Here is a 19472-nt window from a genome sequence, read left to right on the forward strand (position 1 = left end):
ATAGAAGATATCCCCGATGGGTTAAGCCAAAACCATCTAAGTATCCCCATAAAAAGAAAAATGCCAGTCAGCTTAACTGACTGGCATTACGCTTTTAGCGTCGTTTTTTTTGCTTTAAACTTAATTTTTGTTACTGTGAATAAAAAAGATGAAACAGCATGACACCAGCAATAGATCTACTTAAAAAGCAAAAAAAAACCTTTGAAGTACTCAGTTATGAGCACGATAAGAATAATAGTCACTACGGGCTTGAAGCCGTTGAAAAGTTAAATTTAGACAGTGCACAAGTATTTAAAACCTTAGTACTTGAAACACATGAAGGGCAACTGATTGTTGCTGTTACGCCTGTATCTCAACAAGTTAATTTAAAACAGTTAGCTAAACTATGTGGTGCTAAAAAAGTAATTATGGCTGCCCCACAAAAAGTACAAGTTAGTACCGGTTATATTTTAGGAGGGGTGAGTCCGCTTGGACAAAAAAAACGTCTAGCTACGTTTATTCATAGCAGTGCTTCTCTCTTTGACACTATTTATGTGAGCGCCGGAAAAAGAGGCTTAGAAATAGCACTCTCGCCAACTGATTTAGCCTTATTGACCAATGCAAAATTTGGCGATTTATAAATTTTATTTTTATAATTATCTTCTATACCAAAAATTAATTTAAGTTAGGCTATTTGCTCAATCCCCTATTTATAACTACATTGGGAGTATCTTTATACCGTTAATATTTAATACCAAACGGTATTACACTTTTTGTATACGGCTGTTTGTATGAACCTTTTAGATGTAGATTATTTTGCGATACTAGTGGCTGCACTGTCTTCTTTTATGCTTGGCGGTATATGGTATTCAAAAGCTCTCTTTAAAAATGCATGGCTAGAAAGTATTGGCTTAACTGATCTGGATTTACAATCGGCTAATCCTAAGTTGATATTTGGCGGCAGCTTTTTCTTAGTGTTTATAGCGGCTTTAATGCTGTCTCTTTTTTTAGGTAAAGACGCAAGCTTAGGTGAAAGTATAGGGACTGGCTTTATTATTGGCTTTTTTTGGATTGGCAGTTCATTAGGATTGAGTTATATATTTGAGCAACGCCCTCTAAAGCTTTTTTTAATTAACGGGGGGTACCATATTTTACAATTTTCGTTAATGGGGCTCATTTTAGGGATATGGCCGTAAGATTTAAATAATCAGCAAATCCAAATTTGATCCTTATCTACGAGTAGAGTAGTTTTATATAATCCCATTTATACAATTTGGTAAAGAAACTAATGAGAATATTAGTTGTTGATGATATGCCACTCATGCGACACGTATTAATTAATATGCTTAGAAAACTAGAGTATAGCAATATCGTTGAAGCAACTGATGGATTGCAAGCTTTGGTATTTCTGCGTAATCAACATTTCGATTTGGTTATTACTGACCTTCATATGCCAAAAATGGATGGCGTTAGTTTACTTACTAACATTCGAAAAGATAAAGAACTCGCTGATATTCCCGTTTTAATGGTTACTTGTGAAGACAGTACAGATAAAGTTAAGCAAGTTATTGCAGCTAAGGTATCAGGGTTTATAGTCAAACCTTTTAATATGAATGTATTGTCATCTCAATTAAACCGCTTCTTTTTTAAAGATTAGGATGTGTTTATTTTATAAAGGTTATATGTAATGGGGCTTTATAGATTAAGTCTGCCGTATCTAAATTCTAAGTCAGAGGTGGTAACCTTTACCCATCTAAACTGATATAATTGCTAATTACTCTTTATATAATACCGCAGGACGTAATGGCAAAACCCAACAAAAAAGGCCCTACTAAAACGGTTGATATTTTTTGCTCTGCTTGTAAAGCCTCTTTATTTAAATATCGAAAAGGGGGAAAAGGAACATTAATTAAGTGCTTTAAAGAGCGTATTAGCCAAGACTTTACAACAGAGGCTTGTATTTGCCCTAACTGTAGCCGGCCATTTGCCCGAGAAGCGATTATTCGCGGTGCGCCGGCCTATAAAATAATTGGCGGCAAAGTAACCTTTAAATAAGGTATATGAAGTAATACTAAACCGCAATAATACTTAATTAAGCGAATAAGTATAAAGCCTTGTGCATGCGGACATATGGCCTTGTTAGAATTTACCATATTGATAGAATCGCCCGGTTTGCTGTTTCAATGAATGAAAAAATACCCTCCCCATGGATCGGGCCAGTTTATTGGGTTATTTAAAAATGGATAAAGGATAGTTTCGTGATAGCACTCTTATTTGACATCATAGGCATGACAGGTACTTTTTTAGTAGTTGGTTCATTTTTTTTACTGCAGCTAGGTAAAACATCTCCAGCTAGCTTAACGTATAATATGATGAATTTAACAGGGGCAATTTTACTGTTAATTAGCCTTTGTTATAACTTTAATTTAGCGAGCTTTGTAATCGAGATATTTTGGATTGCAGCGTCGTTAATTGGCTTATATAAATATGTTAAAAATAGATCAACATTAGCTACAAATTAATTTTTTTTAATTTAATGCTAAACAGATCGCTGTAAACATAGTTGTTTACGGCGATTTTTGTTTTTAAACACTTTAAAACTGTTGTTAACAAAAAGTTTATATCTCTGCTAGAGATTAGCCGTTACACTAGCGCCCTAAAATTTTCTTGGCTATTTTTTGCGAGTTCTTCATGTTTTCTTTTTCTAAAAAAATCATTACTGTTTGTGTGTTACTCGTACTTATATTAGTTGTTACGTTTTGGCTTGGTCGTTCTCATGATGTTGAGCAAGCAACCTACCAGGCTGAGCGCCAAGTTACGCAATTAAATAACTATATTGATACTGAGCTTGCTCGTTTTTCTGCTATTCCCCAGTTACTTACCTATAACTCGTTAATGATAGACTTTGTAGATGCGCAGCCACAGCACTATAACGCTATTAATAACTACCTTGCTGATATTCAACAAGCCAGTGGTGCCTCAGATATTTTTGTTCTAAATACTCAAGGCGAAGTTATTGCCAGTAGTAATTGGCAAGCAGATTATACTTTTTTAGGTAGCAACTTTGCGTTTAGACCTTATTTCAAACGTGCATTTGCAGGCGAAAAAGTAGCGTACTTTGCATTAGGCATGCGCTCTAAAGAGCGTGGTATTTACTTTTCACAAGCAGTATATCGCGACAATAAAGCCATTGGTGTTGTTGTGTTAAAAGTGAATGTAAGTAAATTTGAGGATGACAGAGAGCTTCTAAATACTTCAAAGGGTAGTCACTTTTTTTTGCAGCTTGCAGATGAGGTAATTGCAATGTCAGATATGCAAACGTGGCGATTAAACAGCTTCACTGAACTTGATATAACTATGCGCAGAGATATTAAATCTCGTCGGGCTTATTTAGATCATCAGCCTTTGTATATTAAGCAGTTTCAATTTTCTAATGAAGGTATTAAACATTTAAAAATAGATAAAAAACTTTACGTAATGTCGCAAAGACCTTTACGATATTTTAATGCCACAATGAACGTACTCGTTGATATAACAAAAGTTAATTCAGCTCAACTGCCTCGCTTATTTTGGGTATTTATTATCTGTAGTTTAGTTATTATTGTTAGTTATATTTTATTAACTCGTTTTGCGGGCTATAAAAAACTGGTGTACTCCAGACATAGCCTTGAACTTGAAGTCCTTGAGCGCACTCAAGCTTTGGAAAAAGTACAAACGGCTTTAGTTCAATCTGCAAAGCTTGCGACAATAGGACAGCTAAGTGCAGGAATCAACCACGAAATAAACCAGCCGCTCAGTGCTATTAATACTTATTTAGCTTCGGCAAAGCGTTTATTAGCTAAAGGAAATACTTCAGCACTTGGTGAAAGCTTAGTAGTGATTGAGGGATTAGTTAATCGAGTGCACCAAATTGTAGGTCAGTTAAAGCATTTTAGTAAACCTTCAAAAATGCAGCTCAGACCTTACCCTCTTGCAGGGCTTGTTAATAACGCATTAATGATTTCTAGCGCGCAGTTAAAGCAAGATAACGTACAAGTAGAGCCACCTCATTTTGATGAAACAGTCGTTGTGTGGGTCGATTCGCTTAAATTTGAACAAGTACTTGTTAATTTAATTACTAATGCTAGCCAAGCTATGAATGGTGCAATTATTCGTAACTTAAGTTTTCAGCTGGAGTGTTTTGAAGAGCGAGTAAAACTGTCGATTTTAGATACTGGCTCTGGTATTGAGCAACATGCATTTGGTAATTTGTTTGAACCTTTTTATAGTACTAAATCAAGTAAAGGTTTAGGCCTTGGTTTATCTATATCAAAACAAATAATAGATTCGTTTAATGGTTGTTTGAGCGCGCACAATCGAGTTGAAGGCGGGGCTGAATTTATAATTAGCCTCTCTAACAGGCAGGAAAATAAAGATGATTGATAGCTCCCCATGTAATCACATAATAGTCATTGATGATGAAGCAATGATCAGAGACTCTTTAAAGCAATTGCTCACTCTCGAAGGATACACCGTTGAGTGTTTTAATGACGCAAGCACCGCTCTTAGCAAACTCAATAGGCGCTTTGCTGGAGTTGTGCTGAGCGATATAAATATGCCGAACATGGATGGCCTAACGCTTTTAGAGCAAATAACGGCTTTTGATAGTGAGCTCCCTGTAATATTTTTAACTGGTTACGCTGATGTATCGATAGCAGTTAAAGCGATGCAATTAGGTGCGTATGATTTATTTGAAAAACCAGTTAACGAACATCTTCTTGATTGCATAGCACGAGCGTGCGACAAACGAAGCCTTGTTATGGAGAACCGCGCATTAAAAGTGGCTGTACAGAAAACCTCAGCCCCAGGTGTACGCATACTAGGTGACACACCTAAAATGCAACACATGATGCACTTATTAAACAAAATTATAGATACCCCAACCGATGTAATGATTGAAGGTGAAACTGGCACAGGTAAAGAACTTGTAGCGCGGTATCTACACGATCAGAGTAATCGCTCTAGCTGTAATTTTGTTGCTATTAATTGTGGCGCAGTACCAGAGCAGTTAATAGAAAGCGAATTGTTTGGTGCAGCAAGTGGTGCATATACAGGGGCTACTCAAAGTCGAAAAGGTAAGTTTGAATATGCACAAGGTGGTACGGTCTTTTTAGATGAAATAGAAAGCACTCCAATGGCACTGCAAGTTAAGTTATTACGCGTATTAGAAGAGCGAAAAGTAACACCTGTAGGCGATAACAAAGCAATTGATTTAAACATCAGAATTGTTGCAGCTACAAAAGTAGACTTACTTGCGTTAGTTGAAAAGGGTGATTTTAGAGCTGATTTATACTACAGACTTAGTTTGGTTAACGTTAATATTCCGCCATTACGAGAGCGAAAAGCTGACATATTACTTTTGTTTAAACACTTTAGCTCTATTGCTGCAACTCGCTATCATAAGCCGCCGGCGGCAGTAAATTACGAAATACAACAGCGGTTAGTTGCCTATGACTGGCCGGGCAATGTGAGAGAGCTAAGAAATCAAGCAGAGCGAGCTGTATTACTTGGTGCCGAACTTGCCTTTGCTGAAGTTAAAACACAACAATTAGGTGGCTTATCTCCCGATTTAAGCTTATCTGAAAAAGTCTCTTTTTATGAGCAGTCACTTATTGAGTACGCGCTTGAGCAAAACCACGGCAGTATTAAAAACACTATGGAAACACTGCAAATTGCTCGTAAAACACTTTACGATAAAATGAGTAAATACAATCTTAATAGAGATATGTTTACTGACTAAATGTGTGGGTTTGGTGACAAGACCCACTTTCTTATGTGTGGTAATTCACACGTTTTTATTTAAATCAAACAATTTGTTTTGGTAAGTTATTGAAATATATTGCTTTTATACACTTGGCAGTAAAGTTGCCTTATTAGCGCTACAACAAGTAGATTCTAATAATTAGGGCACACGATGACAAAAACTACACACACCTGTATTTTATTTCTATCCTATGGTTGCTTAGCTACATTTTCACACACATCTTTTGCTGCAGAGTACGCTGTATACGGTAAAGCTGAAGTACAAATTGCCAGTACTGATACGGGCATAATGCGTTATGCCGAAGAGGGTACTCAAATTGAAGCGCCATACTCGCGTATTGGTATTAAGGGCGATCATAAACTTAACGAATATTTAAGTGCTGTTTTTAAATATGAGGTACAAGTTAAAGGTTTTGAAGAAGATGATACGCAAGAACCTTTCACAGCACGTAATACTTACTTAGGTTTAAAAGGCGCGTTTGGTGAAGTTGTTGTAGGTCGTAACGACACTCGTTTTAAATATTCTGAAGGTAAACTCGATAACTTTAACGAAACTCAAGCCGATATGGCACAGGTTATAGCAGGCCAAGATCGCCTCGGTGATACTATAACTTACACCTCAAACTATTGGCATAATACGCAGTTTTCATTTACTTATGCGCCAAAAGATGACAATAAAGACGATAAAGCAGGCTTTGCTGCTACGCTTATTTATGGCGACCGTAATTTAAAAAGTACTTCATATTATGTGTCGTTCAGTCATGTAGATTCACTTAACAATGTAAAAGCAAGCCGCCTTGTTGGTGTTTATAAGTTCGAACAATTACAGTTAGGTGCGCTGTACCAGCATTCAGAATCAGTAGATGGCAGTAAGTCGGGCAATGGTTACGTATTAAGTGCCAGTTATACACTTGATAAGTGGGTGCCAAAAATTCAATTTGCTAAAGATGACTCAACTCTTCGTCAAGCATCTGAGGCAACGCAATGGAGCACAGGCCTTGATTATGTATTTGATAAGCAAACTACAGCTTATCTTTTATATACCGATCTTAATTTAGAAGAACAAGACGACAGCAGTGTTGCTCTTGGCCTTAAATATAAATTTTAGGAAAAGTAATGACTCAACAAATTTTAAAAAACAATTCTCCTAAAAAACAGAGTATGCAATGGTTTTGGCTATTACTGGGCCCAAGCGTTATGTTGCTTACCTGTCTAGTAAACCCACCTGAGGGTATGTCGGTTGCTGCATTTAAAACAGCAGGCTTAGCATTTTGGATGGCATCGTGGTGGGTAAGTGAAGTAGTGCCAATTCCAGCAACAGCTTTGCTCCCTTTGGTAATATCACCACTTGCTGGTATAGAAGCCATAAAAAGTGTGGCTGCACCGTATGCGCACCCGCTAATATTTTTATTTTTAGGCGGATTTTTAATCTCTATCGCTATGGAGCGATGGGGGTTACATAAACGTATAGCGCTTAGCACCATGTTATATGCGGGTAAAAAGCCAAGTTTGCAAATTTTAGCAATGATGCTTGTAACTGCATTTTTGTCGATGTGGATGTCTAATACCGCAACAGCCGTAATGATGCTACCTATTGCACTTTCAATTACCAATTTGGTTAAGCAATCAGACCCAAGTAATGAAGGGTTTGGCAAAGCATTGCTACTATCAATTGCTTATGGTGCAAGCATTGGTGGTATTGCTACTTTAATTGGTACACCGCCTAATGCATTAATGGCTGCATACCTATCTGACAGTTACCAAATTGAAATAGGCTTTGCTCAGTGGATGATTGTAGGCGTACCACTGTCTTTAAGTATGCTTATTATTAGTTGGGTTTGGCTTACCAAATTTGCGTATAAAGTAGATGCTAATGTTAAAAACGATCAAAAAATTGATACAAAAGCGGTGTTTTCAACGCAGCTAAAAAACCTAGGTATAATGCAACGCGCCGAAAAAGGCGTGTTATTTGTGTTTGTTTTAGCAGCACTGTGTTGGATATTTAGACCTATACTTGGCGACATAACAGGGCTTAAAATTTCTGATACGGGTATTGCGATTGCCGCCGCATTATTACTATTTGTTTTGCCTGCAAACAAAGGCAGTGACGAACGTATTCTTGATTGGGAAAGCGCAGCTAAAGTGCCGTGGGGCGTTTTATTATTATTTGGTGGCGGGCTTACACTTGCATCTCAAATTAAGTCATCAGGGCTTGCTGAATTTATTGCTCACCTAATTGAAGGCGCTAGTGCCATTCCACTTGTTATGAGTGTACTTGTTGTAGTGGCATTAATTACATTTTTAACTGAGATCACGAGTAATACAGCGACTGCAGCTGGCTTTCTTCCTTTGTTAGGACCCGTTGCAGAGTCTATAACAGGTTCGCCTTTAGTTTGGGTTATTCCTGCAGCTATAGCGTGTAGTTGTGCGTTTATGATGCCGGTAGCTACACCACCAAACGCTATTGTGTTTGGCTCAGGGCAAATACAAATGCGCGACATGATAAGAGCAGGGTTTGTGCTAAATATTGTCGCCATTGTATTAATTACGCTAGTGACAATGACTATCGCAGCGCAAGTATTTGGCTTTTAAATACCCACTAAATTAGTTCCAACCAACCTATACCAGAGTAGTTTTGTTTATATTTACAGTTTTAAACAAAACTACTCTTTATACTTATTTATATTGCTCAATAAGCTCTTTTTTAGATAATTAGTGTTATTGCTCGAAAAACAGAACAAGGTTATAGTCTGCGGTAACTTTAAAAATTGAGTAATCTATTTTGAGCACCGACACATCACAGGCAATGCCTTTAATTCCTCAATTTGATGAATTGCAAAAAAGCTTTCTCGAAACGCCTTACTTGCCAATTGATAAACGTCTCGTTTTATTAAAAAAACTCCGTGTACGTATTGTTGAACTTGAGCAAGAGCTAGTGGATGCTGCTTCAAAAGACTTTGGTTACAGAACCGCTTTCGATACTCTACTTGGCGATATATTGCCTACGGTTCAAACACTCGCGCACATTATCAAAAAGCTACCAAAATGGGCAAAGCCAAGTAATCGCTCTGTAGGTTTAAGTTTGTGGCCTTCAAAAGTAAGTGTTAATTACCAACCTAAAGGTGTGGTTGGTATTATTGCACCGTGGAATTACCCGATTCAGTTAGCGTTAGTACCTGTGCTTACCGCCATAGCTGCCGGTAATAGAGTTATGCTCAAATTAAGCGAGTTTACACCTCACACAAACGTCGTTATCGAAAAAATATTTAAAGACGACATACAAACGCATTGCAAAATAATACAAGGCGGTAGCGACGTAGCCGCGCAGTTTTCATCACTGCCATTTGCTCATTTATTATTTACGGGGTCATCGGCCGTTGGTAAATTAGTAATGGCTTCAGCGAGTCGTAATTTAACACCAGTAACGCTCGAACTCGGTGGTAAATCGCCAGTTATTATTACGCAAAATGCCGATATTAAAAAAGCGGCGCAAGCTTTACTGTTTGGAAAAATGGCCAACGCAGGGCAAATATGCGTTGCTCCCGACTACGTATTTGTACCCAAAGCGCTTGAGCATCAGCTGATTCAGCAATTATGCGAGCTTTATAAAAAGCACTTTAAAGACGGTGTTGAAGGTAAAAACTTAACCTCTATTATTAGCGATGCACACTATAAACGTTTAGCAACCTACTTAGAGCAAGCCCAAGAGCTTGGCGCAAACATTATTAAGCCACTTGAGCAAAACCAGCAAGATGAGCAAAAACATCGTATGGGGCTGCACTTAGTGACTCAAGTTACTGACGAAATGCAGCTTATGCAAGATGAGCTATTTGGCCCAATACTACCAATAATGAGTTATGACAAGCTCGACAGCGCAATTGACTATATTAAAGCCCATCACCACCCGTTAGCGCTTTATATTCTAGGGCAAGATAAGCACGCTCAAGAATACATTATGAAGCAAACAATCAGTGGCACTGTGGCAATTAACGATACGTTAGTGCAAGTAACTGCTGACGATGCCCCTTTTGGTGGTGTAGGGCATTCAGGAATGGGGCATTATCATGGCATAGAAGGGTTTTTAACGTTTAGCCATGCTAAAAATACGTTAGTATCGGGCTCGTTTAATCCTCGTATTGTTATGCTGCTAAAACAAAGCAAACTTCTTATTAAGCTACTAAAGTGGCTTTACATAAAATAAGAGTATGTTGATTTTGTAAAGTTGAATAGATTTTGAATCTGCTAAATCAAGATATATTAAAAAGGCTGAATTACGTTATGTAATTCAGCCTTTTTAGATTAGTTTCAAACTAAGGTCTTAAACTCTTAAACTTTAAAATAAGACTTTAAAATAAGCGACCTTCGCCAGCATAAGTACCCACTTGTATTTTTGCATAAATGGCATCGGCTTTTTCTTTAGCTTCTTCAATTTCTTTAGGCAGCATTTTACGCTCATCAAGTTTGCGGCTATGACTCGCTTGCATATTGCCGTTGTACTCAGCGATAGTATTCCAAATGTATGACTTTTCTAAATCTTTTGGCATACCTAGCCCTTCAAAATACATGAGGGCTAAATTGAATTGTGCTAAAGAGTAATTGTTTGCAGCTGCTTTTTCGTACCAGTTGCGTGCCGCTTCATAATCTCGCGTAACGCCCACGCCATTAGAATACATTACACCTAAATTAAACTGAGCCGCAGGCAGGTTTTTATTGGCTGCTTTTTCAAATAAGGTAACAGCCATTTGGTGATCAAGCTTTACGCCTTTACCTTCGTCGTATAAAACAGCTAACGCAAACATTGAATCCGGGTGGTTCTTTTTAACGCCTTGTTGATAAAGCGCAGCTGCTTTGCGGTAATCGCGTGTTACACCGTATCCACCTTCGTATAATTTAGCTAGTTCGTAAATTCCTGGTGCAAAACCTTTATCGGCAAGGTATTGAAATTCTTTTAGGGCGACTGCAAATTCACCTTCGTTAGCTGCTCTTATGCCATCTTCTAATGTTGCATGAGCGAAAGGGCTGACAAGTAAAACGCCAGCAAGAACGAGTGCTTTCAAATTAAACTGTGACATATTAATGTCTCCAATTAGTAATAGTTACGATAGGTTTTAGGGCCAGTATATCTTGCCGCGATTAAATAGCGCCTAAATAGAACAAGTTTTAATCCCGAAAGGTAAACAGACTTTAGTTAAATGCTAAATTATTAAATTTTTGCACTATTTGCGCATTTTAAACGTTTAATACTCAATGCATTTAAGTAGAGACTAAATCGGTTATTATAAATAGATGCAAAAAAGGGTGTCTACTGTTATGTTTTACGCCAGCTTTAGCGCAAACGCAAGGCGATACCTTATCAGATCGTGCGTATAAAATGTAAATAATAGCGCGGTGGACTTTTAAGGTAAGTAAACGAGTTTAAGAGGTGTAAGATACAGATTTTATAGAAAATTTAAAGAAATAAAAAAAGCCCGTTAGGGCTTTTTTGAGTCATATTAACCGTCACTAATATGAGCAATGTAGCAAGTAAATGTGATATTTGATGTTATTACTTGGGTCGAGTAAGTAATAACACGAAGCGGCACGCTCTTCTTTTAATGTGTCAGCATCCTTGCTGAATATTCTTCCGTAGGCACTGAGGTCGTTACACTGTGTTTGTGCGAACGATTATCAGTTAGATCTAAATGCAAGTCAATACTTAAATGATAATTATTATCAAATGAGTTTTGAGCTTTGCCACAATCTAAATAATAGAGAAGGTTATGCTTAATAATTTCAAAGCAAAAAAACTAAAACAGATATGCCTTGCTGTAAGTATGTTGTTTTTATGTAGTTGTTCGGCATCTTTTACTTACAATAATTTGAGTTGGCTTTCATCGTTTTGGGTTGACGATTATGTTGATTTAAATAAAAAGCAAAATACACAGCTAAAAAACATAATTACAACAACACAAAATTGGCACCGAACTACCCAATTACCGGCCTACAGACAAGACATACAAAATATAAAAGTATTGTTTAACCAAACATTGGAGGCTAAACAATTAAAAACACAGGTTGTGCTTGCAAAACAACATTGGCAGAACCTACTTGGGTACGCAAAACTGCCTTTAGCTGAGCTTGGAGCAACCTTATCAAGTGAGCAAAGAGGTGAGCTTTTAGACAACATCCAAATAAAAATTAACGACGAACGCGAAGAGTTTAACAAACAAACCCCGCTTGAGCGAAAAAGTGAGCGTTTGGAAGAGCAATTTGAATACTACGAGCAGTGGATAGGCAAGCTTAATAAACAACAAAAAGCGCTGATTAAATCTACTAATGAGCAACATCAAGATGCAGGAGCGCTGTGGTTAGAGTACAAGCAAAACCGTTTGAATGCAGCCAAACAGGTATTCAAAAATGCTGAAATTACAAAAAAAGAATTTATAAATCAGTTAAGTACGGTTATTGAAGAGCGCGAACTTTATATGAGCGACGCACTATTGAAAAGCAATGAAGCAAACTTAAATTTATATATAAATTTACTCTACGAATTAAACCTAACTCTAAATGATAAACAACGCCAAAGCGTTAATGATCAATTTGATGAGTTAATTGAGACCTTAAACGATATAATAGAAAACTAAATTGTGCGTGAATTATTAAGTTTTAAATTAGCTGTTTAGGCTGGTTTGTTTTTAAACGCAAAAAATGCTTTTTAAAGGGCAATATATGGTTACAGATTTGAAAAGTATCTTAAACACTTGGTATCTCAATAGGGACAACCAAGAATGGGTTTTAGCTACTTTGTACAAAATTGAAGGCTCTAGCTACAGAAAACTAGGGGCTATGATGCTTATTTCGAGCCTAGGCGAGCGCTTGGGGATGCTTTCAGGAGGCTGTTTAGAAGCTGACATACAGCGCCACGCTAAACAAGTAATGAGTACTTTAACCAGTAAAACCATTAGTTATGATGCCACCGATGAAGACGATTTAACATTTCAACTTGGCATTGGTTGTGGGGGTATAGTACATATTTTACTGCAGCCTATTCATAAGGCTAATGACTATTTACAGTTAGAGCTTGTATCTAAAGCACTTAATGAGAATAAACCAGGGCGATATCTTCAACAAGTAAGCCCCATTTTGCCAGCCGGTAGTGGTGTATTTACGCAAAATGATGAGTTGCATGGTTTATCAATGAACCGCAAAGCGCAGTTGGTAGAATTACAAGGCGCTACGTGCTTGCAAACCTCTATTTATCCACCGCCCCATCTATTAATAGTAGGTGGTGGCGCTGATGCAGTTCCGGTTTATACATTTGCCAAACAACTTGGTTGGAGTGTAACTGTATGGGATACACGTGCTGCCAATGCAAAAAGGCAATATTTTAAAAATGCTGATGCTATTTTGCGCTTCACACCGAGTGAGTTAAAAGAATATTGCATAACTAATAAAGTAGATGCTGCTATTTTAATGGCTCACAGCGTTGAACTTGACGCCAGTACGTTGGCTCAATTTAAAGATGTTCCTTTTAAATACATAGGGTTATTGGGTCCTAAGCACAGACGTGAACAAGTTTTAGAGCACGCAAATACGCGAGTATCACAAATTAAGGCTCCTGTTTTTGGCCCTGTCGGTTTAAATTTAGGCGGCGACTCGCCAGAGAGTATTGCACTATCGCTGATCAGTGAAATACATGCAGTGCTGTGTGACAAAAACGCCCAATCGCTAAGCCATTGGGGGCAGGAGCCGTGCTAATTGCAAAAGTTGTTTTAGCCGCAGGTCAATCATCTCGCTTTAACGGCTGTAAATTAACGGCTGATATCGGGTTTGGCAAAACAATGATTGAGCATGCAGTAAATACACTTCAAGCACTTGATGACACGCCGGTGTATGTAGTTACCGGGGCATGGCATAAAGAAGTATCACAAGCACTGGCAGGTTATAAAAACATAGAGCTCATTGAGAACAAGCAATGGAGCCAAGGTTTAGGTAATTCAATCGCGATAGCTTCTCAAACAGTGTTTAAAAATAAGTCCTTTGATGGGATTTTATTTATGCTTGCGGATCAGGTTGAGCTAAAAGTAGCGCACTTAAGTGAGTTAGTTACTGGTTTTACACGTAATCCATCGCGCTGGTGCGCAAACTATGGCGAGCGTTTAGGTGTACCCGCTATATTCCCAGCGGTTGATTTATCTCAGCTTGCAAGCTTAACTTCAGATAGAGGTGCACAGCAATTACTGCGCTCCAACAGTGAAGTAGTCAATACAATTAGTTTACGTAGTGCGAGTTTAGACATAGATACTCAAAAGCAGCTAAGTAATTTTATAGCTAAAAATGAGTGAAAAAGTATTAGTAGGGCAAAATAAGTTTTAGCTGCGCTAACGCTTTAGTGCAGTGGTTATGGTATTTAGCTGTTAATGTAGCTGATGCGGTAACTATATGTGTTATGGATTAGTAGTTACAACAATCTTAACTGTTATAACCCGTGTTTAAATTAAATAATTTAAACACGGGTTATAAAGCTTAATCAAGGGGCAAGCTATGGTGACGTTTACAATTAATGGCAAGGTGGTTGAATCACACGCAAGTGAAGATACACCATTGTTATGGGTTATTCGTGATGAAATTGGATTAAAAGGTACGAAGTTTGGTTGCGGTATTGCAATGTGTGGTGCGTGTACGGTGCATTTAGATGGGCAAGCAACTCGCTCATGTGTTTTACCAATTGGCGCAATTGCAGGAAAAAACATTACTACAATTGAAGGGCTTAATAACGAACACCCACTTCAAAAAGCATGGGTTGAAGAGCAAGTACCACAGTGCGGTTACTGTCAATCGGGGCAAATAATGCAAGCTGCTACATTACTAGCAGCTAATCCTAGCCCGTCAGATGAAGAAATAGTGAGCCACATGAATGGCAACTATTGCCGCTGTATGGCTTACAAACGCATTAAAACGGCTATTCAACGCGCTGCAGATGAGTCACAAAGTGTAGTAAATATATTTGATCCAAATGCACAAGACGCTTAACTGGAGCCGATAATGAAAAAATTATTTCAAAAAAATAGCGAAACCGTTAATTTAAATCGTCGCTCGTTTATGATTGGCACTGCTAGCGCGGGCTTGGTTATGGCGTTCGCCCCTGCGTTGTTTTCGGGTTCGCTCAGTGCAAAAGAATCTATTGCACAACAGGCTTTTTCACCGACTATTTGGTGGACTATGAGCACCGATGGCGCCGTAGAAGTGAGTATTGCTAAAGCTGAAATGGGTCAACATATCGGTACTGCACTTGCGCGCATTGTAGCTGATGAACTTGAATGTGATTGGGATAAAGTATCAATTACCTACGTAGATACTCACGAAAAATGGGGCTACATGGTTACCGGCGGTTCGTGGTCTGTATTTCAAAGCTTTAAGCCATTATCTCAAGCCGGTGCTGCGGGTCGAATTGCATTAATAGAAGCTGGAGCTAAAATGCTCGGCGTGCCTGCAGATAAATGTCGTGCTGAAAAGGGCTATATTATTGCAGGCGAAAAATCGGTTAGTTACGCTGACATAGTTAAAAAAGGCGAGTTTAATCGTACATTTACCAGCGATGAAGTTGCAAACCTGCCACTCAAATCTGCTAATAAACGTCATTTAACTGGGCTTAAACAAGACTTTAAAGCGCTTGATATACCAGCCAAAACAAATGGCACCGCAGTATACGGAATAGATGTAGAAGTTGAAGGCATGCTGTACGCGCGCCCAGTAATACCGCCAACCCGTTATGGCAGTACGGTGACAAATGTTGACGATACAGCAGCAAAAGCGATTAAAGGCTACAAAGGTTATGAAGTTTTAAATGATCCAAGCGAAACTGTACAAGGCTGGGTTGTTGTACTTGCGGACAACTACCCAAGTGCCATTAAAGCAGTAGATGCTTTAAAGGTGAGTTATAAAAAGGGTGAGTCGGCAAATATATCTGAAGCTGATATTCAAAACGAAGGTAAACGATTGTGCGAGCAACGCGACTCAGGTACGTTGTTTGTTGATGAAGGCGATATAAAGAAAACCCAAGCAGACGCCAGTGAGTCGTTAGAATCAATGTATACCACAGCGACAGCGAGTCATTATCAGCTAGAGCCACTTAATGCATTAGCCGAATTTAAAGACGGTAATTGGATTATTCATACGGGGAACCAATGGCAATCGCTTACGTTACCTGCTGTTGCAAAAGCACTTGAAGTCGCCCAAGAGAAAGTGATTATTCGTCCTTATTATTTAGGCGGTGGTTTTGGTCGCCGACTATTTGGTGATTGGACTGTACCGGCAGCCCTAACTGCAAAAGCAGTGGGTAAACCAGTAAAGCTAGTATTTACACGCGCAGACGATAGTTTATTTGATCAGTCTCGCTCTGCATCTGCTGCAAAAATGACAGCTTCGTTTGATAAAAACGGCACTTTCATAGGAATGGAACATGCATTTGCGGCAGGTTGGCCTACCAAAGCAATGGCACCAGGATTTCTAGCTCCAGGTGTTGATGGTAAAGGTAAATTTGATGCGTTTTCAGCATCGGGCGCAGATCATTGGTATAGCATGAGTAGTCATCGAGCACGTGCTATTAATAACGAAGTTGCACAAAGCACCTTTACTCCAGGCTGGTTACGCTCAGTAGGACCAGGTTGGATTGCATGGAGCCTTGAGTCGTTTATTGACGAAATTGCCCATAAGCAAGGCAAAGATCCCGTTCAATTTAGAATCGAAATGTTAGATGGTAAAGGCAAGCAAGCAGGTAAAGCACCTGAGAGTGTTGGCGGAGCGCTACGTTTACGTAACGTACTTAAAACCGTGTCTGATAAAGTCGCTTCTGTTAAATTAGCGAAAGATGAAGGCATTGGTTTTTCAGTGAGTTCGGGGCAAGAGCGCACAATGCCAGCTTGGCTTGCAACCGCAGCACATGTTCATGTTAACCGTGATAGTGGTAAAATAACGCTTAAAAAGCTTTATGTTGTTGTAGATGCCGGCTTAATTGTTCATCCTGATGGGGCATTAGCGCAAATTGAAGGCTCATTATTATGGGGTAGCAGCCTTGCTTTACACGAGTCAAATACGTATAAAGATGGGCAAGTATCGGCTACTAACTTTAATACTTATTTACCGCTAAGAATGCAAGATGTACCAGATATAGACATTGAGTTTTTACAAAGTGATGAGTTTCCGGTTGGTTTAGGTGAACCTGGGGTTATAGGCGTTGCGCCAGCCATAGGTAATGCTGTATTTAATGCAGTAGGCGTACGTTTACGTGACCTACCAATGAAGCCAAGCGAACTTAAAAAAGGCTTAGAAGCGTAAAACAAGAATAACTAAAGGGGTATGCTTTATGCTGCTCCTTTAAGTTATTAAATATATTTATGTAATTATTATTTATGTATCAATAAGTAGCGTTGTTTATACTAATTCGCTTAATTAAATGATTAAGTATTATTGCAAATTGGTATTAGGTTGTTATTACTTGTTGATATTAGTTAAGGTTTATTTATGCTAATCGACCCAACAGGGCGAGAGTTTAGTTACTTACGTTTGTCTATTACTGATGTATGTAATTTTAAGTGTGTTTATTGTTTACCAGATGGTTATCAGGGCGGGCCAGACCGTGGTTTTCTCACAATTGATGAAATTAGCAACACGCTTAAAGCGTTTGCACACCATGGAATCGAAAAAGTAAGGATCACTGGCGGAGAGCCAACTCTTAGAAAAGATTTTATAGATGTTGTTCGCGCGGCAAAAGATGTCGCGGGCATAAAAAAAATTGCAATGACTACCAATGGTTTTTCTCTTCATAAGAATATTCATGACTGGGTAGATGCAGGCTTAAACGCCATTAATGTAAGCATTGATAGTTTAGATTCACGTATGTTTAACACCATTACTGGGCATGACAAATTTACCTCAGTAATGAAAGGCATTGATACTGCGCTTGAAACGGGTATTGATTCGGTAAAAATAAACAGCGTGCTGATGAAGCAATACAACGCAAAAGAGTTTGATACATTTTTAAATTGGGTTAAACACCGTCCCGTTACCATCCGCTTTATAGAATTGATGCAAACAAACGACAACAAAGCCTTTTTTGATGCTAACCACGTTTCTGGGCAAGTTTTAAAAACTCAGTTATTACAAACGGGTTGGCAGCAAGTTGCGCGTAGTGCATCAGCAGGTCCTGCTCAAGAGTTTGCTCATCCTGATTATCAAGGCAGAATTGGTTTGATCATGCCTTACAGCAACGACTTTTGTAGTACCTGTAACCGATTGAGGGTTACAGCAAAAGGGAATCTGCACTTGTGTTTGTTTTCTGAAGAGGGTATTTCGCTAAGAGAATATATGAACGACAGTTCAAACAGTGAATTAATGGCATTGTTATCTCGTTATATTAAAACCAAAAAACCAACTCACCTTTTACACCAAGGTAATACAGGTATTACTACTAATTTATCCATGTTAGGTGGCTAGTTGTTAAAGCCACTTAGTGATATTAAAGTATCAAACGTGTTTCTAAAACATACGACATTATCCCCAAAAGGTAAATAACTGGTTGTATCTACATGGTTTTATATCAACAAGGCTTGTTAAATTATATTTTCCCGTTAAACTTAATTTTTATTTTTTGTTAAGTGATTAGAATGGATATCGCAGCTCTTAATAGCACTAAATCATTAAGAAAAGACGTCCTTAGAGGGATGTGTCTTTGTTTTGGTTCTTTATCGGTAGGATTTGCGGGGCTTAATTTAACCGTAAATAACTTTCCACTGCTTGGCTATATCGAAATCTGTTTTTCTATTTATTGTATATTTACTTATATTTCACTTACACGTTGTCCACTACAGTTTTGGCAATCCGTTGTGATGTGTGCACTTGTAACGTTTATTGTTATTTTAGCTACAGCTTTAGCATCTCCTCGTAACGGTGTATTCGTATGGTCGTTTGCATTACCTATTTTGTACTACCTGTTGTTAGGTAAACAATATGGTGTGATTTTCTCTGCAAATTTATTAGTTATCCAAGTGTTTATTTTAGGGAGTAAGTCTACATTTGCCCCCTTTGAAACTTTTAACTTATCCCTTAATCTACTCTGTGCTTATTTAAGTATTTGGGCGATTTCTCATGTTTTTGAAGGGAGCCGCTCACATTTTTCAAAGCGCCTTAAAAATTTAGCGTTACTTGATCCATTAACGGGTGCAGGTAATCGCCTTTCAATGAACCACTACTTTGAAGTAGAACTACAAGATAAGTCACAGTTATATTTGTTTTTACTCGATTTAGACTTTTTTAAGCAGATAAATGATGAGCATGGCCATGGTGTCGGTGACCAAGTACTTGTTGAAGTGGCCACTTTACTAAGGGTTGCACTTGGCAGAGGGTACGTATTTAGAGTTGGCGGTGAAGAGTTCGCTTTATTTAGCTCTTTTGCAAATGAAGAGGCTGCACTAGATACCGCAGAACAAATAAGAGCACGTTTTGAAAATACAACATTTGATATTGATGGCCTTGCTATCAATATTACAACGAGTATTGGAATCGCAAAATTTAAAAGTACTAATTCATTGGAAAGCTTTGTAAACCAAGCGGATAAACAGTTATACAAAGCAAAACAATTTGGTCGCAATAAAGTGTATTGTAAGTTTAAAAAAGAACATGACTACGAAACGGTAGTTGCTTAAGCAGGGTTA

18 protein-coding genes are annotated in these 19472 nt (G+C 38.2%); 17 read left to right on the forward strand and 1 reads right to left on the reverse strand.

Annotation, left to right across the window (positions count from 1 at the left end; genetic code table 11):
• The first annotated feature begins 158 nt into the window (after nucleotides 1-158).
• The 10 genes from ybaK (at nucleotide 159) to GQR52_RS19085 (ending at nucleotide 9982) form a co-directional block, all read left to right on the forward strand.
• Nucleotides 159-620 (forward strand): Cys-tRNA(Pro) deacylase, encoded by a 462-nt coding sequence (gene ybaK / locus GQR52_RS19040; protein ID WP_010553941.1) that lies wholly within the window; start codon nucleotides 159-161, stop codon nucleotides 618-620.
• Between the two features lie 150 nt (nucleotides 621-770).
• Nucleotides 771-1175 (forward strand): DUF1761 domain-containing protein, encoded by a 405-nt coding sequence (locus GQR52_RS19045; protein WP_024593154.1) that lies wholly within the window; start codon nucleotides 771-773, stop codon nucleotides 1173-1175.
• Between the two features lie 92 nt (nucleotides 1176-1267).
• Nucleotides 1268-1636 (forward strand): response regulator, encoded by a 369-nt coding sequence (locus GQR52_RS19050; RefSeq protein ID WP_024593155.1) that lies wholly within the window; start codon nucleotides 1268-1270, stop codon nucleotides 1634-1636.
• Between the two features lie 146 nt (nucleotides 1637-1782).
• On the forward strand, nucleotides 1783-2034 hold the full coding sequence (locus GQR52_RS19055; protein ID WP_165729466.1) for a hypothetical protein: 252 nt from the start codon (nucleotides 1783-1785) through the stop codon (nucleotides 2032-2034).
• Nucleotides 2035-2237: 203 nt separating this feature from the next.
• Complete coding sequence (locus tag GQR52_RS19060; RefSeq protein WP_010553937.1) at nucleotides 2238-2501, forward strand: hypothetical protein; 264 nt, start codon at nucleotides 2238-2240, stop codon at nucleotides 2499-2501.
• Between the two features lie 169 nt (nucleotides 2502-2670).
• Complete coding sequence (locus GQR52_RS19065) at nucleotides 2671-4401, forward strand: cache domain-containing protein (protein ID WP_024593156.1); 1731 nt, start codon at nucleotides 2671-2673, stop codon at nucleotides 4399-4401.
• Nucleotides 4394-5758 carry a sigma-54 dependent transcriptional regulator gene (locus tag GQR52_RS19070; protein WP_165729467.1) on the forward strand — a complete coding sequence of 455 codons (1365 nt, stop codon included), beginning with the start codon at nucleotides 4394-4396 and terminating at the stop codon, nucleotides 5756-5758. Before GQR52_RS19065 ends, GQR52_RS19070 begins: the two co-directional genes overlap by 8 nt.
• A gap of 174 nt (nucleotides 5759-5932) precedes the next feature.
• Nucleotides 5933-6889, forward strand: a complete 957-nt coding sequence (locus GQR52_RS19075; protein WP_024593158.1) for a porin — start codon at nucleotides 5933-5935, stop codon at nucleotides 6887-6889.
• Between the two features lie 8 nt (nucleotides 6890-6897).
• A complete protein-coding gene (locus GQR52_RS19080; protein WP_165729468.1) occupies nucleotides 6898-8373 on the forward strand; it encodes an SLC13 family permease in 1476 nt (491 codons plus the stop codon).
• A gap of 190 nt (nucleotides 8374-8563) precedes the next feature.
• The gene (locus tag GQR52_RS19085) at nucleotides 8564-9982 is read left to right on the forward strand and encodes a coniferyl aldehyde dehydrogenase (RefSeq protein ID WP_197160487.1); all 1419 of its coding nucleotides are present in this window, start codon (nucleotides 8564-8566) and stop codon (nucleotides 9980-9982) included.
• 145 nt (nucleotides 9983-10127) lie between these two features.
• Here the strand turns inward: GQR52_RS19085 and GQR52_RS19090 are convergent, their stop codons facing one another.
• Nucleotides 10128-10853: a tetratricopeptide repeat protein gene (locus GQR52_RS19090; RefSeq protein ID WP_165729469.1), complete on the reverse strand. Its 726-nt coding sequence runs from the start codon at nucleotides 10851-10853 to the stop codon at nucleotides 10128-10130.
• Nucleotides 10854-11540: 687 nt separating this feature from the next.
• Between GQR52_RS19090 and GQR52_RS19095 the strand changes: the two genes are divergently transcribed.
• From GQR52_RS19095 to GQR52_RS19125, 7 genes are all read left to right on the forward strand, one after another.
• Complete coding sequence (locus GQR52_RS19095) at nucleotides 11541-12404, forward strand: DUF6279 family lipoprotein (protein WP_165729470.1); 864 nt, start codon at nucleotides 11541-11543, stop codon at nucleotides 12402-12404.
• A gap of 85 nt (nucleotides 12405-12489) precedes the next feature.
• A complete protein-coding gene (locus GQR52_RS19100; RefSeq protein ID WP_165729471.1) occupies nucleotides 12490-13518 on the forward strand; it encodes an XdhC/CoxI family protein in 1029 nt (342 codons plus the stop codon).
• Nucleotides 13512-14105 carry a nucleotidyltransferase family protein gene (locus GQR52_RS19105; protein WP_165729472.1) on the forward strand — a complete coding sequence of 198 codons (594 nt, stop codon included), beginning with the start codon at nucleotides 13512-13514 and terminating at the stop codon, nucleotides 14103-14105. Before GQR52_RS19100 ends, GQR52_RS19105 begins: the two co-directional genes overlap by 7 nt.
• Before the next feature lie 199 nt (nucleotides 14106-14304).
• On the forward strand, nucleotides 14305-14793 hold the full coding sequence (locus GQR52_RS19110) for a (2Fe-2S)-binding protein (RefSeq protein WP_007582016.1): 489 nt from the start codon (nucleotides 14305-14307) through the stop codon (nucleotides 14791-14793).
• Between the two features lie 12 nt (nucleotides 14794-14805).
• Nucleotides 14806-17097 (forward strand): molybdopterin cofactor-binding domain-containing protein, encoded by a 2292-nt coding sequence (locus GQR52_RS19115; protein ID WP_165729473.1) that lies wholly within the window; start codon nucleotides 14806-14808, stop codon nucleotides 17095-17097.
• A 186-nt stretch (nucleotides 17098-17283) separates the two neighbouring features.
• Nucleotides 17284-18255, forward strand: coding sequence for a GTP 3',8-cyclase MoaA (moaA, locus tag GQR52_RS19120; protein WP_024593165.1), 972 nt, complete (start codon nucleotides 17284-17286; stop codon nucleotides 18253-18255).
• Between the two features lie 170 nt (nucleotides 18256-18425).
• Nucleotides 18426-19463: a GGDEF domain-containing protein gene (locus GQR52_RS19125; RefSeq protein WP_165729474.1), complete on the forward strand. Its 1038-nt coding sequence runs from the start codon at nucleotides 18426-18428 to the stop codon at nucleotides 19461-19463.
• Nucleotides 19464-19472 lie beyond the last annotated feature (9 nt).

Origin of the sequence: Pseudoalteromonas sp. 31A1 (assembly GCF_011378815.1) — a bacterium.
In the GTDB taxonomy this organism is placed as follows: Bacteria; Pseudomonadota; Gammaproteobacteria; order Enterobacterales; family Alteromonadaceae; genus Pseudoalteromonas; species Pseudoalteromonas arctica.

Coding starts and splice junctions, on each gene's coding strand:
- GQR52_RS19070 (WP_165729467.1), top strand. CDS start 4,394: ATGATTGATAGCTCCCCATGTAATCACATAATAGTCATTGATGATGAA.
- moaA (WP_024593165.1), top strand. CDS start 17,284: ATGCTAATCGACCCAACAGGGCGAGAGTTTAGTTACTTACGTTTGTCT.
- GQR52_RS19075 (WP_024593158.1), top strand. CDS start 5,933: ATGACAAAAACTACACACACCTGTATTTTATTTCTATCCTATGGTTGC.
- GQR52_RS19090 (WP_165729469.1), bottom strand. CDS start 10,853: ATGTCACAGTTTAATTTGAAAGCACTCGTTCTTGCTGGCGTTTTACTT.
- GQR52_RS19115 (WP_165729473.1), top strand. CDS start 14,806: ATGAAAAAATTATTTCAAAAAAATAGCGAAACCGTTAATTTAAATCGT.
- ybaK (WP_010553941.1), top strand. CDS start 159: ATGACACCAGCAATAGATCTACTTAAAAAGCAAAAAAAAACCTTTGAA.
- GQR52_RS19110 (WP_007582016.1), top strand. CDS start 14,305: ATGGTGACGTTTACAATTAATGGCAAGGTGGTTGAATCACACGCAAGT.
- GQR52_RS19055 (WP_165729466.1), top strand. CDS start 1,783: ATGGCAAAACCCAACAAAAAAGGCCCTACTAAAACGGTTGATATTTTT.
- GQR52_RS19050 (WP_024593155.1), top strand. CDS start 1,268: ATGAGAATATTAGTTGTTGATGATATGCCACTCATGCGACACGTATTA.
- GQR52_RS19100 (WP_165729471.1), top strand. CDS start 12,490: ATGGTTACAGATTTGAAAAGTATCTTAAACACTTGGTATCTCAATAGG.
- GQR52_RS19045 (WP_024593154.1), top strand. CDS start 771: ATGAACCTTTTAGATGTAGATTATTTTGCGATACTAGTGGCTGCACTG.
- GQR52_RS19125 (WP_165729474.1), top strand. CDS start 18,426: ATGGATATCGCAGCTCTTAATAGCACTAAATCATTAAGAAAAGACGTC.
- GQR52_RS19080 (WP_165729468.1), top strand. CDS start 6,898: ATGACTCAACAAATTTTAAAAAACAATTCTCCTAAAAAACAGAGTATG.
- GQR52_RS19065 (WP_024593156.1), top strand. CDS start 2,671: ATGTTTTCTTTTTCTAAAAAAATCATTACTGTTTGTGTGTTACTCGTA.
- GQR52_RS19095 (WP_165729470.1), top strand. CDS start 11,541: ATGCTTAATAATTTCAAAGCAAAAAAACTAAAACAGATATGCCTTGCT.